This window comes from Pseudomonas sp. MWU12-3088 (genome assembly GCF_023242405.1).
GTDB lineage: Bacteria > Pseudomonadota > Gammaproteobacteria > Pseudomonadales > Pseudomonadaceae > Aquipseudomonas > Aquipseudomonas kribbensis.
Window position 1 is genome coordinate 1 of the sequence record NZ_JALJEA010000022.1, and the last position, 14,257, is coordinate 14,257.

Sequence of the window (14,257 nt, forward strand, 5' to 3'; positions counted from 1 at the left end):
AAGGCTGAGTGGAGGGATTTATCCGGGGGTGGGCGCGAAGCGCCGTTCGACGAAGTCGAACACATCGAGAGGAGGTGCAGCGAAGCAAACCGGAGGCGATGCCCCCGGATGAATCCCGGAACGAAGGAACACCGAGCCTCAGCGAGGTGCCGAACGCAGGGGCCCAGCCTTTTGGTTACTTTTTGGCGTTTGAAAAAGTGACCCGCTGTAAGAGCGGAACCGCCAGCCGCAACACCCGAAGCAACGGATATTCACCCCAATCAACCCAAAACCTGGTCGGCCCAGAGGCCGCCAAGGTCAAGGTCAAACAACGTCAACGCCGACGTGAATCGCATCATGCCGCCAAAACTCCAGATCACAATCAATCAACCGCCCAGCCTGATCATAATTGACCCGCGCAATCCGCAACCCCGGGCTCCCCACCGAAACCCGCAAAGCCGCCGCCGCATCGACCGATAAAGAAGTCGGCACAATCTCGAACCGCACCCGCCCATAGTGCAAATCGTAATGCCGCGCATACAGCTCGGTAATCGACTGATTCAAATCAAACTCCAGAATCCCCGGGAAATACTGCGGATTCAGATAATGCTCCACGTACAACACCAGCCGCCCATCGATCCGCCGCGACCGGCAGATCTGAATCACACTCGACAGCGCCGGCAACTGCAACCACGCACAGACCGCCGCTGACGCCGGCTGCAACCGCGCCGAAATCACCTCGGTCGACGGCACTCGCCCCTGCGCACTGACCATCGCGTGAAAGTGACTGCGTTGCATCAGGTTGTAGGCCAGCCGCGGCGGCGAAACGAACCAGCCCCGACGCTCCTCGCGATAAATCTGCCCTTGGGCCTCCAGTTGCAACAAGGCTTCACGCACAGTGATCCGTGTCGTGCCGAACAACTCGCTGAGCTTGCGCTCGGCCGGCAACTTGCTGCCCGCCACGAGCAAACCGTGGTCGAGCTGCTCCTGAAGGATCTGCCCAATGGCTGTCACCGCTTTTGTTGCCTCATCGCGCATCAACGTTACCTATCTGGACTAGACCAGCACTGTTTCGGGGCAAAACCGCACGACTATTGCGCCGTTCGGTCGTGCTGCAAGCCTAGGCAGTGCAGATGACCGAGAGATGACAAAACTACCGAGCGGTCGCGCTGACAACTTGCAATACATCGGCCAAGTCCCTTGCCTGCCGGGACTTTGAGGGTGGTCTACGCTTACCGGGCAGCCGCCTGTACCGGAGAAAATAATCGCTGGCCAGGCATCCGCCGACATCAAAGTGTCATCCAGCCCCCCTACATTGGCTCAGGTATTGCTGACCTAGACCAACACAAACCGCAATCGCAGCGTTGAACACGACCAAGGAGCTTCGGAATGAAACAGCTTTTCCTGGCAACACTGTTAGGCTCGACCATTGCCATGTGCACCGCCGCCATGGCGGCTGATGATCTGAAAACCCTCGAAGCCGCTGCGAAAGCGGAAGGCGCCGTCAACAGCGTCGGCATGCCCGATGACTGGGCCAACTGGAAAGGCACCTGGGAAGACCTGGCCAAGACCTACGGCCTGAAACACATCGACACCGACATGAGCTCGGCCCAGGAAATCGCCAAGTTCGCCGCCGAGAAAGACAACGCCACCGCCGACATCGGCGACGTCGGCGCGGCTTTCGGCCCGATCGCGGTCAAGCAAGGCGTGGTGCAACCGTACAAGCCGACCACCTGGGATCAGGTTCCGGCCTGGGCCAAGGACAAGGATGGCAACTGGGCGCTGGCCTACACCGGCACCATCGCTTTCATCGTCAACAAGAAGCTGCTGCACGGCTCCGAAGTGCCGACCAAATGGGCTGACCTCAAGGGCGGCAAATACAAGGTCTCCATCGGTGACGTGAGCACCGCGGCCCAGGCTGCCAACGGCGTACTCGCTGCTGCGCTGGCCAACGGCGGCGACGAGAAAAACATCCAGCCTGCCCTGCTGCTGTTCGCAGACATCGCCAAGCAGGGTCGCCTGTCGATGGCCAACCCGACCATCGCCACCATGGAAAAAGGCGAGATCGAAGTCGGCGTGGTCTGGGACTTCAACGGCCTGAGCTACAAGGCCAAGATGGCCAACCCGGATGACTACGTGGTGCTGATCCCGTCCGATGGTTCGGTGATTTCCGGCTACACCACCATCATCAACAAGTACGCGAAGAACCCGAACGCCGCCAAGCTGACCCGCGAGTACATCTTCAGCGACGCCGGCCAGACCAACCTCGCCCGTGGCAACGCCCGTCCGATCCGCGCCGAGCACCTGACCCTGCCGGAAGACGTGAAAGCCAAACTGCTGCCGAACGAGCAGTACAAGAAGGTCACGCCGATCAAGGACGCCGATGCGTGGGAAAAAACCTCCAAGGCTCTGCCGCAGAAGTGGAACGAAGAAGTCATCGTCGAAATGAAGTAAGCCGATAGATCCCCACTGGGTCTGGCACAAAACCCTGTGGGAGCGGGCTTGCCCGCTCCCACAGGATCCGTGTCGATTTCGAGTTTCCCGTTTTTATTGTTTCGCGGAGTTTTTGCCCCTATGAAGCACAACGTCATCCTTGTCGTGCTCGACGGCCTTAATTACGAGGTCGCGCGTCACGCCATGGGGCATCTGCAGGCTTACGTTGGCGCAGGACGCGCCGCGCTCTACCAGTTGGAGTGCGAGCTGCCGGCCCTGTCCCGACCGCTTTACGAATGCATCCTTACGGGCGTGCCGCCCATCGACAGCGGCATCGTCCACAACAACGTCTCGCGCCTGTCCAACCAGCGCAGCATCTATCACTACGCCCGCGATGCCGGTCTGAAAACCGCCGCCGCGGCGTACCACTGGGTCAGCGAGCTCTACAACCGCTCGCCGTTCGTTGCCGCCCGGGATCGTCACACCGATGACCCGACACTGCCGATCCAGCACGGCCATTTCTACTGGAACGATCACTATCCGGACTCGCATCTGTTCGCCGACGCCGAAAACCTGCGCCTGCGCCACGCCCCGGACTTTCTGCTGATCCACCCGATGAACATCGACGACGCCGGCCACAAGCACGGCCTCGACACCCCGCAATACCGCAACAGTGCCCGCAGCGCCGACATCATTCTCGCCGACTACCTGCAAGGCTGGCTCGATGCTGGCTATCAGGTGCTGGTGACCGCCGACCACGGCATGAACAACGATCGCTCGCATAACGGCCTGCTGCCGGAAGAACGCCAGGTGCCGCTGTTCGTGCTCGGCGACGCCTTCAGCCTGAACGCCGACGCCATGCCGAAGCAGACCGACCTCTGCGGCACCGTCTGCGAGCTGCTCGGCGTACCCCACGACAAACCTGTGTGCCGGGAGTTGCTCAAGTGAACTCAATGACTCGCGGCAAATGGCTGGCCGCCCTGTGCCTGGTGCCCTTCGCCCTGTTCTTTATCGTGTTCGAAATCGCCCCGCTGGTCTGGGTGATGATCAACAGCCTGCAATCGGAAGAATTCGGCTGGGGTTTCGCCAACTTCAGCAAGATCTTCAATTCGAAGTTCTATCTGCAGGCGATCCAGTACAGCCTCGAAATCAGTTTCTGGTCGAGCGTATTCGGGATCATCATCGCGGTGCTCGGCGCCTACTCCCTGCGCCGGGTCGATTCGAAACTGCGCAATTTCGTCAACGCTTTCGCCAACATGACCAGCAACTTCGCCGGTGTGCCTCTGGCGTTTGCCTTCATCATCCTGCTCGGCTTCAACGGCAGCATTACCATCATGCTGAAACAGGCCGGGATCATTCAGGATTTCAACCTGTACTCGAAAACCGGGCTGATCATCCTTTACACCTACTTCCAGATTCCCCTCGGCGTCCTGCTGCTGTACCCGGCGTTCGATGCGCTGCGTGAAGACTGGCGTGAATCCGCCGCGCTGCTCGGCGCTGACGGCTGGCAGTTCTGGCGCCACATCGGCCTGCCGGTGCTGACCCCGGCCCTGCTCGGCACCTTCGTGATCCTGCTGGCCAACGCCCTCGGCGCCTATGCCACGGTGTATGCGCTGACCACCGGCAACTTCAACGTGCTGCCGATCCGCATTGCGGCGATGGTGTCCGGCGACATTTCCCTCGATCCGAACCTGGCCAGCGCCCTGGCCGTGGTGCTGGTGGCGCTGATGACCCTGGTGACCGTCGTGCATCAACTGCTGCTGAAGAGGAGCTACCATGTCTCACGCTGAATCCGGCCCGGCCGGCGTCTACCACCGCGTCGTGGTCTACCTGCTGTTCGCCATTCTGCTGCTGCCGTTGCTGGGCACCCTGATCTACTCGATCGCCAGCAGCTGGTCGGCCACCGTGCTGCCCAGCGGCTTCACCTTCAAGTGGTACATCCAGTTGTGGAGCGACCCGCGCTTCCTGCACGCCTTCGGCCAGTCGCTGCTGGTGTGCGTCGGCGCGCTGATCCTGTCGGTGGTGCTGATTTTGCCGCTGCTGTTCGTGGTGCATTACCACTTCCCGAAACTCGATGCGCTGATGAACATCCTGATCCTGCTGCCCTTTGCGGTGCCGCCGGTGGTGTCGTCGGTGGGGCTGTTGCAGCTCTATGGATCCGGGCCGTTCGCGATGGTCGGCACGCCGTGGATTCTGATCGGTTGCTACTTCACCGTGGCGCTGCCGTTCATGTACCGGGCGATCACCAACAACCTGCAAGCGATCAACCTGCGCGACCTGATGGACGCCGCCCAACTGCTTGGCGCCAGCACCTTTCAGGCAGCCTTCCTGGTTGTGCTGCCGAATCTGCGCAAAGGCCTGATGGTCGCGTTGCTGCTGTCGTTCTCGTTCCTGTTCGGTGAGTTCGTGTTCGCCAACATCCTGGTCGGCACCCGCTACGAAACCCTGCAGGTCTACCTCAACAACATGCGCAACAGCAGCGGTCACTTCACCAGCGCACTGGTGATTTCCTACTTCTTTTTCGTGCTGGTCCTGACCTGGGTCGCCAACATCTTGAACAAGGACAAAAGCGAATGAGCTATGTCAGCGTCCAACACCTGCAAAAAAACTACGCCGGCACCACGGTGTTCAGCGACATCAACTGCGAAATCCAGAAAGGTGAATTCGTCACCCTGCTCGGACCGTCCGGTTGTGGCAAATCCACCCTGCTGCGCTGCATCGCCGGCCTGACGCCGGTGGATGGCGGCAAGATTCTGCTCGATGGTGTCGACATCGTGCCGCTGACGCCACAGAAACGCGGGATCGGCATGGTGTTCCAGAGCTATGCGCTGTTCCCCAACATGACCGTGGAGCAGAACGTCGCCTTTGGTCTGCGCATGCAAAAGGTCAACCCGGACGACAGCCACAAGCGTGTCACCGAGGCGTTGAAACTGGTTGAACTCAACGACTTCGCCAGTCGTTATCCGCATCAGCTCTCCGGCGGTCAGTGCCAGCGTGTCGCCCTCGCCCGCTCGTTGGTCACCCGTCCGCGTCTGTTGTTGCTGGACGAACCGCTGTCGGCCCTTGATGCACGGATTCGCAAACACCTGCGTGAACAAATCCGTCATATCCAGCGCGAGCTCGGCCTGACCACGATTTTCGTCACCCACGATCAGGAAGAAGCCCTGACCATGTCTGACCGGATTTTCCTGATGAATCAGGGAAAGATCGTACAGAGCGGCGATGCCGAAACCCTCTACACCGCACCGGTCGACGTGTTCGCCGCCGGCTTCATCGGCAACTACAACCTGCTGGATGCCGAGAGTGCCTCGAAGCTGTTGCAGCGGCCGATCAACCACCGTATCGCCATTCGCCCGGAGGCCATCGAGCTGAGCCTGGATGGCGAACTCGATGCACAGATTCGCAGCCACAGCCTGTTGGGCAACGTGATCCGCTACCGCATCGAGGCCCGAGGCGTGGAACTGGTGGTGGATGTGCTCAACCGTTCGGCGGCGGATCTGCATCCCGACGGTCAGCGCCTGGCGCTTTCCATCGATCCGACGGCCCTGTGTGAGGTAGCCTGATGACTTTGCTGACGTTGAAGAGAGAACTGCACTGATGGCCCTGGCAATTTTTGATCTGGACGAAACCCTGATCCACGGCGACTGCGCCACCCTCTGGAGCGAGCAGATGGGCCGCCTGGGCTGGGTCGATCCCGAGTCATTCATGCGCAAGAACAATGAGCTGATGGACGCCTACAGCCATGGCAAGTTGCGCATGGAAGACTTCATGGAATTCAGCCTCGAACCCTTGATCGGCCGCACCCCGGAAGAAGTCGAGCATCTGGTCGGGCCTTGGGTGGAAGACTTCATCGAACCGATCATCTTCAGTGACGCGACCAAAACCATCGCCGCCCACCGCAAGGCCGGCGACCGGATTCTGGTGATCTCGGCCTCGGGCACGCACCTGGTCAAACCGATTGCCGAGCGGTTGGGCATTGACGAGGTTCTGGGTATCGAACTGGAAGTGGCGCACGGCGTGTACAGCGGCCACACCGTGGGCACCCTGACCTATCGCGAAGGCAAGATCACCCGTTTGCTGGAGTGGCTGGACGCCGAAGAGGAAAACCTTGAAGGCGCGAGTTTTTATTCCGACTCACGCAATGATCTGCCGCTGCTGCTGAAGGTGGATTACCCGCACGTGGTCAATCCGGATCCGGTGCTGCTTGCAGAGGCCGAGAAATCCGGCTGGCCGATCCACCTCTGGAAGTAAGCGATTGTCTTGTGGGAGCAAGCCTGCTCCCACAAGCATCGATGATCAGCTCAGGCTGTCGTCGATCACCAGTACCAGTTTCCCCGCCACCGTGTTGCTCGCCAGCTCGGCGAACGCCGCCTCGGCATCCTTGATCGCAAAAGTCTTGGCCAGTTGTGGCTTCAAGCGCCCCTCGGAAAACAGCGGCCACACGTGCTGGCTCAGATCGCTGAACAGGTCTGCCTTGAACTGATCGTCACGGCTGCGCAGGGTCGAACCCAGCAGTTGCACACGCTTGGCCAGCACCTGGGCGAGATCCAGTTTCGCTTCGCGGCCACCCATCAGGCCGATCAGCACCCAGCGCCCGTCCTGAGCCATCAGCTTGAGATTCAATGCGGAATAACTGCCGCCGACCGGATCCAGGATCACATCGAACGGCCCGAAGTCCCGCAGGCTTTCCAGATCGTCAGTGCGCACCACACCGCCCTGGGCGCCCAGCGCTTCACAGTAGGCCAAACGCTCGGCCGATCCGACGCTGACCCAGCACGGATTGCCAAACGCCTTGCACAGCTGAATGGCGGCAGAACCGATGCCGCTGGCGCCGGCATGCAGAAGAACTTTCTCACCCGGTTTGAGCGCAGCGAGTTGAAACACATTCAGCCAGACGGTCGCGTACACCTCGGGCAGCGCAGCCGCTTCGATCAGCGACACACCTTCCGGAACCGGCAGTACATGCCGCCCGTCGACGACCACTTCTTCGGCCATCCCGCCCCCGGCCAGCAAGGCGCAGACCCGATCACCGACCTGCCAGGACGAACCCGGGCCGACCTCGCTGATCACCCCGGAACACTCAAGACCGAGTACCTGACTGGCACCCGGCGGCGGTGGATAAAGGCCCGCCTTCTGTAATAAATCCGCGCGATTGAGGCCCGCTGCCGCCACCCGGATGCGAACTTGTCCTACATCACACGCAGGACTTGGTTCATCAACCCATGCCACTTGACCTTCAACGCCTTGCAATGCCTTCACAGTGCCTCCATAGTGAGTCTGGACTGAGCCCGAAGCTGTAGCGCCGGGCTTTTTGCATTATGCGACCGGCCCTGGGGTCTGAACGATCGCTGAACAGCAGTTATCGTACAGAGCGTAGAGGTACCGGCGACTTCAAAGACGGCCTAATATGCGTTATCAATTGTCCCCGCGTCGAATCAGCATGAAGCATCTGCTCCCCAGCACCGCCCTCGCTCTTTTCATCGGTATCGGCCTCTTGCCGGTGTCGGGCAGCACATTCGCAGCCAACAGCTGGGACAAGTTGCAGCCTGATCGCGATGAAGTGATTGCCAGTCTGAACGTCGTCGAGTTGCTCAAGCGCCACCACTACAGCAAGCCGCCGCTCGACGATGCGCGCTCGGCGATCATCTACGACAGCTACATCAAGCTGCTGGACCCGTCGCGCAGCTATTTCATGGCCAGCGACATCGCCGAATTCGACAAGTGGAAGTACCAGTTCGACGACTTCCTCAAGAGCGGCGACCTCAACGCCGGCTTCACCATCTACAAGCGTTATCTGGACCGCGTGAAGGCGCGTCTGGACTTCGCCATTGCCGAGCTGGACAAAGGCGTCGACAAGATGGACTTCACCACGAAGGAAACCTTGCTGATCGATCGCAAGGACGCCCCGTGGCTGAAATCCACAGCCGAACTCGATGACCTGTGGCGCAAACGCGTCAAGGACGAAGTGCTGCGGCAGAAGATCGCCGGTAAAGAGCCGAAGCAGATCCAGGAAACCCTGACCAAGCGCTACAAGAACCAGTTGGCGCGTCTGGACCAGACCCGTGCCGAAGACATCTTCCAGGCGTACATCAACACCTTCGCCATGTCTTACGATCCGCACACCAACTATCTGTCGCCGGATAACGCGGAAAACTTCGACATCAACATGAGCCTGTCCCTCGAGGGCATCGGCGCCGTGTTGCAGAGCGACAACGATCAGGTGAAGGTCGTGCGTCTGGTGCCGGCAGGTCCTGCCGACAAGACCAAGCAGGTTGCTCCGGCCGACAAGATCATCGGCGTTGCCCAGGGCAACAAAGAGATGGTCGACGTGGTCGGCTGGCGCCTGGACGAAGTGGTCAAGCTGATCCGCGGTCCGAAAGGCACCGTGGTGCGTCTGGAAGTCATCCCGGCCAGCAATGCGCCGAACGACCAGACCAGCAAGATCGTGCCGATCACCCGTGAAGCGGTGAAGCTCGAAGACCAGGCCGTGAAGAAATCCATCCTGAGCCTCAAACAGGACGGCAAGGACTACAAGCTCGGCGTGATCGAGATTCCGGCCTTCTATCTGGACTTCAAGGCGTTCCGTGCCGGTGATCCGGACTACAAGAGCACCACTCGCGACGTCAAGAAACTGCTGACCGAACTGCAGAAAGAGAAAGTCGACGGCGTGGTCATCGACCTGCGCAACAACGGCGGCGGTTCCCTGCAGGAAGCCACCGAGCTGACCAGCCTGTTCATCGACAAGGGCCCTACTGTGCTCGTGCGTAACGCCGATGGCCGGGTCGATGTGCTCGAAGATGAAAACCCGGGCGCGTTCTACAAAGGTCCGATGGCATTGCTGGTCAACCGCCTGTCCGCCTCGGCTTCGGAGATCTTCGCCGGCGCCATGCAGGACTACCACCGCGCGCTGATCATCGGTGGCCAGACCTTCGGCAAAGGCACCGTGCAGACCATTCAGCCGCTGAACCATGGCGAACTGAAACTGACCCTGGCCAAGTTCTACCGGGTTTCCGGCCAGAGCACCCAGCATCAGGGCGTACTGCCGGACATCGACTACCCGTCGATCATCGACACCAAGGAAATCGGCGAGAGCGCCCTTCCGGAAGCCATGCCGTGGGACACCATCCGCGCAGCGATCAAACCGGCGGTCGACCCGTTCAAGCCGTACCTGGCCCAGCTCAAGTCCGAGCATGACGCCCGTTCGGCCAAGGATGCGGAGTTCGTGTTCATCCGCGACAAGCTGGCCCTGGCGCAGAAGCTGCTGGAAGAAAAAACCGTCAGCCTCAATGAGGCCGATCGTCGTGCCCAGCACGCCGACATCGACGCCAAGCAACTGGCGATGGAAAACATCCGTCGCAAGGCCAAAGGCGAAGAACCGCTCAAAGAGCTGAAGAAAGAAGACGACGACGCCCTCGCGGCAGCCGAGCCGGACAAGGTCAAACCGGAAGACGACGCCTACCTGAGCGAGACCGGGCGCGTGCTGCTGGATTACCTGAAGCTGAGCAATCAGGTGGCCAAGAAGTAAGGTGATGGCAATTTAATGGTGACGATCCCCGGATCGTCATCAAACAGTCATCATTCTGTCGTGCAATAAAGGACTGGGAGCGGTTCTCTTCATCGAGAGCGCTCCCAGTCCTTTTTTTATCGCCAGAGATTGCCATGACCACGACCGAACAGCTGAGTGCCTTGAGCTCGATCCTGACTCAAAGCGGTTTGCACAGCCTGTTCCAGCCGATCATTTGCCTCTCCGAGCGACGCATTCTCGGTTATGAAGCCCTGACTCGCGGCCCGTCCAACAGCCCGCTGCACTCCCCCATCGCCCTGTTCGCCGTGGCTCGTCAGGCCGGGCGTTTGAGCGAACTGGAAATCGCCTGCCGCCAAAGCGCCTGCCGCCGTTTCAACGAACAGCAACTGCCGGGCAAGCTGTTTCTCAACGTCTCTCCCGAATCCCTGCTCGAAGCTGCGCACCAGCCGGGTCGCACGCTGCAACTGCTTCAGGACTTCGGCATTCCACCGAGCCAGGTGGTGATCGAACTCACCGAACAGACGCCGATCGACGACTTTCAGTTGCTGCAAACGGCGCTGCATCACTACCGGGCGATGGGGTTTTCGATTGCACTGGACGATCTTGGCGCGGGTTATTCGAGCCTGCGCCTGTGGTCGGAGCTGCGGCCTGACTATGTGAAGATCGACCGGCACTTTATCGACGGCATTCATCAGGATGCGTTGAAACGTGAGTTCGTCGGATCGATCCTGCAAATCGCCAAGGCCTCCCGGGCGCAGGTGATTGCCGAAGGCATCGAACTACCGGAAGAGCTGGCGGTGCTGACCGAGATGGGGGTGGATCTGGTCCAGGGCTACTTGCTCGGGCGCCCGCAGGAGCACCCGCCACGCGACGCCCGGGCCCTGATGCCCAAACACGACAGCAGCGCAGTGGCGCTGAATGACGAAGGCAGCGACCTCAGCGCCCTGCTCAATGATCAGCCGGCCGTGAATCGCGACACACCCACCGCCACCGTCCTCGAAGCGTTTCGCCGCCAGGCCAACCTGAACTCGCTGGCGGTGCTCGACGAACAGGGCCAGCCGTGCGGCATCGTGCATCGTCACTCACTGTCCGATGCCTTGCTCAAACCGTTCGCCACCGACCTGTTCGCCCGCAAACCGATCAGCCGCCTGATGAACGACGACTTCCTCGCCGTGGAAATGAGCCAGTCGCTGCAACAAGTCAGCCGCCTGATCACCAGCCGCGCCCGGCAGCGCATCGAAGAAGACTTCATCATCACCCTCAATGGCAGCTATCTGGGTCTGGGTCGGGTGATCGACGTGCTCAAACTGATTACCGAACTGAAAATCCAGCAGGCTCGGTATGCCAACCCGCTTACTCTGCTACCTGGCAACGTGCCGATCCAGCAATGCCTGACACGGTTGCTGCAACAGGGACGGGAGTCGGTTATTTGCTATGTCGATATCGACAGTTTCAAGCCCTTTAACGATATCTATGGGTATGGGCGTGGCGATGAAGTGTTGTTGTGTCTGGCGCAATGCCTGAACGAACGTGTAGACCCGTCCCGCGATTTCGTCGGACATATTGGCGGGGATGATTTTCTGTTGGTGCTCGGCCCGGAGGATTGGCGCAAACGGCTCAACCAGTTGCTTGATGATTTTCAGAGTCAATGCCGACGGTTTTATCGGCCCGAACACCTTGAAGCTGGGTGTTTTGTTGCGCCGAATCGTCAGGGGATTCGGCAGGAGTTTCCGTTGTTGTCACTGTCCATCGGCGTGGTGCATTTGCATCCTGAAGCTTGTGCGCAACTGGATGCGAGCCAGTTGGCAGAGATGGCTTCGCAGGCGAAGCATCATGCGAAGAATGTGCCGGGGTATAGTGTGCATTTGATTGATAGCATAAGCGCGCTACCTTTTAACGAAGCACTCGTTTCAGGTCATCGCTGATTTAAAGGCTCGATAACTACCATGTTGACCGATCCTCTCCAGCGGCTTTCGCAAGATCCTCCCCCCAAGCTTCCTTCGCAAACTTATAGATATCTTGGAAGAAGCCGCGTGGATCCTCTAGAGAGTACCATTCTCCCCGCGGCCAACTTGCTGCTTCGTACTCATCGACCTCGAATAACTCTTGAAAGTCATAATTTTGCTCCAAGAGCAGCAATTCCAAACTTTCAACCAACACTAGCTTATGCCTATAGGAAAGGTATGGCAGATTAAGGCAATACTTCCTGACAAGAAGCTCTCTATCAGCAGAATCATTAGGATTGTAAACCTCGAGTTCCGCACCTCGAGTTCCCTCCCGATCATAAACGTCGAAAACGCCTATAAACCACATCAAATCCGGTTCAAACTCTTCATTTAAATATGGATCTTTCAACATCACTTCACTTCGGCCGGAAACGTGACGAACCGGCTTTGGTTAAACAAATCAGCCCCCACAACTTTATCACCACTATAAAACCAAATAAAACAACCAACCTATCAAAAACCCAAAACATATAAAATATCAAGACAGAATGTAACTCTATAGATCTTTAACTTTACCTATCTCAGCCTGATATAAGGAAAGACATTCTAGCAACACGCGCATAAAGCCACGCCCATCGACTATCTCGTCAGAAAATAAAAAACTTCTCTTTTCCAAAACCTCGACAAATGCTTCTCCCCTTTCCAAATAATAGGAAATCGTATCAATTATCCAACACCTATCCGATTCAGAGTACCCAACAAATTCCGGTTTCAGAACAGCATCAAAAACTCTAATCAAATCAGAAGAATCATTTACATCAGCCAGACATATTAGTTCTTCAACGGCCCCTTCGTGAGGATAGTCAATATCAAAGATAAATAGAAAGCCAGGCAAAATTGAAAGCTTTGGATTAGGTTTCATTTGATATCAATCCACATAAGCTGTTATAGCCTCACCATGACTATCGAGTATAACGACAGTTCTTGTTGGCTCTATATATTCTACTTGCTTCCCCCTATACCCCTCTCCAACCTTTCTTCCCATTTCCACTGGGAGCGATGAGAGCGATAGACTCCCAGTCCGTCGAAAAATTAATTTAGCACGATTAATTGCATTCAATTGATCTTTATGACTTATAAATCTAGTTGCAGCTCGCGGAATGCTTGGTTCCATAAGCTTAGTTTTTTTATTTAGTTTCATCTCAACTTTACCCGTAGTAGGATTTTTAGCATATTTCAGACGCTCTTGCTGCGAAGCAAGAGTGGTTTGGGCGCCATGTTTTTGTAAAAAGTGAGATTTTTTGTTAGCGCTTTCCATATCATTCAACTCTTTCAATGCAATATTTTCTGTCAACTCATCAATTCTCGCCCTCCGCTCTTGCGCCGTCATCTTCGGCAGCGCTGGCTCACCCTCATCAACAACTGAACCACTCACCCCATCCGGCACCGGACATCCCGGCTTATTCGGCGGCGGGCAGTTGGACGTCAACCCCAACGGATCCACCCACCCCGTCGGATTCGGCACGTACCGGTACTGGTTCAATCCGCCCGCCAGCCTCACCGGATCCGGCGTCAGGTACCGTCCAACGTCCGGGTCGTAATACCGATGCCGGTTGTAGTGCAGTCCGCTTTCCGCATCGAAGTACTGCCCCTGAAACCGCAGCGGCTGGTCGAGGTAGTCCTCGATCGCCAGTTCTACCGAGTTGGTTTTGCCGTAGGCGCTGTATTTGGCTGACCAGACGATGTCGCCGCTGTAGTCGGTCAGTTCCTGCGGGGTGCCGAGGTGGTCGAGTTGGTAGTAGAACGGGCAGGCGCGTTTCGGGCCTTGGCCGTCGAGCATCGCCAGCGGGCGAAAGGTGCCGGGTTCGTAGATGAAGCTGCGGTGTTGGGTCGGGCTGCTTTCAGCGATCAGGTGGTCGCCTTGCCAGAAGAACTCGGTGGTCTGGCCGTTGACGGTCTTGCGGATGCGGCGGCCGAAGGCGTCGTAGTGGTAGGTCGCGGTTTTGCCGTCGGGACGAGTGAGGCCGATCAGGCGATGCTGGCTGTCGTATCGGTATTCGGTGACGAGTTGTTGGGCGCGGCCACGGCGTTCGCGGATCAGGTTGCCGAAGGCGTCGTAGTCGTAATGGCGGTCGCCCTGCATCAGCAGGCGGTTGCCTTTGATATGTGTCGGGCCCGGGCGATCCTGCAGCAGCAAGTTGCCGGCCGGGTCGTGGGCGAAGTTTTCCGGCACATCGTCGCGGGTGTGGCGTACGCGGATCAGCCGGTCGAGGGCGTCGTACTGGTAGCTGCGCTGGCCGTGGCGGGTGTCGGCGATGTGTTCGAGGTTGCCGTTGGCGCTGTAGGCAAAGTCGCGGCGGTACAGCGCACTGCG

13 protein-coding genes are annotated in these 14,257 nt (G+C 58.4%); 8 read left to right on the forward strand and 5 right to left on the reverse strand.

Annotated features, from left to right (window positions below):
- Positions 1–303: 303 nt before the first annotated feature.
- Positions 304–1,017 (reverse strand): UTRA domain-containing protein, encoded by a 714-nt coding sequence (locus tag M5B98_RS28450; RefSeq protein WP_114881985.1) that lies wholly within the window; start codon positions 1,015–1,017, stop codon positions 304–306.
- A gap of 351 nt (positions 1,018–1,368) precedes the next feature.
- On the opposite strand from M5B98_RS28450, the gene M5B98_RS28455 reads away from it, so the two are divergent.
- From M5B98_RS28455 to M5B98_RS28480, 6 genes are all read left to right on the forward strand, one after another.
- Positions 1,369–2,433 (forward strand): ABC transporter substrate-binding protein, encoded by a 1,065-nt coding sequence (locus M5B98_RS28455; RefSeq protein ID WP_085710620.1) that lies wholly within the window; start codon positions 1,369–1,371, stop codon positions 2,431–2,433.
- Between the two features lie 120 nt (positions 2,434–2,553).
- Positions 2,554–3,360 (forward strand): alkaline phosphatase family protein, encoded by an 807-nt coding sequence (locus tag M5B98_RS28460; protein WP_248744659.1) that lies wholly within the window; start codon positions 2,554–2,556, stop codon positions 3,358–3,360.
- Between the two features lie 5 nt (positions 3,361–3,365).
- Positions 3,366–4,202 (forward strand): ABC transporter permease, encoded by an 837-nt coding sequence (locus M5B98_RS28465; RefSeq protein WP_167748736.1) that lies wholly within the window; start codon positions 3,366–3,368, stop codon positions 4,200–4,202.
- Complete coding sequence (locus M5B98_RS28470; protein WP_248744660.1) at positions 4,189–4,989, forward strand: ABC transporter permease; 801 nt, start codon at positions 4,189–4,191, stop codon at positions 4,987–4,989. The genes M5B98_RS28465 and M5B98_RS28470 overlap by 14 nt, the downstream gene beginning before the upstream one ends.
- Positions 4,986–5,975: an ABC transporter ATP-binding protein gene (locus tag M5B98_RS28475; RefSeq protein ID WP_248744661.1), complete on the forward strand. Its 990-nt coding sequence runs from the start codon at positions 4,986–4,988 to the stop codon at positions 5,973–5,975. The genes M5B98_RS28470 and M5B98_RS28475 overlap by 4 nt, the downstream gene beginning before the upstream one ends.
- Positions 5,976–6,009: 34 nt before the next feature.
- The gene (locus M5B98_RS28480; RefSeq protein ID WP_248744662.1) at positions 6,010–6,663 is read left to right on the forward strand and encodes an HAD family hydrolase; all 654 of its coding nucleotides are present in this window, start codon (positions 6,010–6,012) and stop codon (positions 6,661–6,663) included.
- Positions 6,664–6,708: 45 nt separating this feature from the next.
- Here M5B98_RS28480 and M5B98_RS28485 read toward each other — a convergent pair whose 3' ends face one another.
- Positions 6,709–7,671, reverse strand: coding sequence for a zinc-binding dehydrogenase (locus tag M5B98_RS28485; RefSeq protein ID WP_248744663.1), 963 nt, complete (start codon positions 7,669–7,671; stop codon positions 6,709–6,711).
- A 181-nt stretch (positions 7,672–7,852) separates the two neighbouring features.
- On the opposite strand from M5B98_RS28485, the gene M5B98_RS28490 reads away from it, so the two are divergent.
- Positions 7,853–9,937, forward strand: coding sequence for a carboxy terminal-processing peptidase (locus M5B98_RS28490; RefSeq protein ID WP_162803468.1), 2,085 nt, complete (start codon positions 7,853–7,855; stop codon positions 9,935–9,937).
- A gap of 134 nt (positions 9,938–10,071) precedes the next feature.
- Positions 10,072–11,862 (forward strand): bifunctional diguanylate cyclase/phosphodiesterase, encoded by a 1,791-nt coding sequence (locus M5B98_RS28495; RefSeq protein WP_248744664.1) that lies wholly within the window; start codon positions 10,072–10,074, stop codon positions 11,860–11,862.
- A 16-nt stretch (positions 11,863–11,878) separates the two neighbouring features.
- On the opposite strand, the gene M5B98_RS28500 is transcribed toward M5B98_RS28495, so the two are convergent.
- The 3 genes from M5B98_RS28500 to M5B98_RS28510 all read right to left on the reverse strand — a co-directional run.
- Positions 11,879–12,295, reverse strand: a complete 417-nt coding sequence (locus M5B98_RS28500; protein ID WP_248744665.1) for a hypothetical protein — start codon at positions 12,293–12,295, stop codon at positions 11,879–11,881.
- A 144-nt stretch (positions 12,296–12,439) separates the two neighbouring features.
- Complete coding sequence (locus M5B98_RS28505; RefSeq protein WP_248744666.1) at positions 12,440–12,805, reverse strand: hypothetical protein; 366 nt, start codon at positions 12,803–12,805, stop codon at positions 12,440–12,442.
- A 6-nt stretch (positions 12,806–12,811) separates the two neighbouring features.
- The coding region (locus M5B98_RS28510; RefSeq protein WP_248744667.1) for an RHS repeat domain-containing protein at positions 12,812–14,257 on the reverse strand (1,446 nt) is incomplete at its 5' end.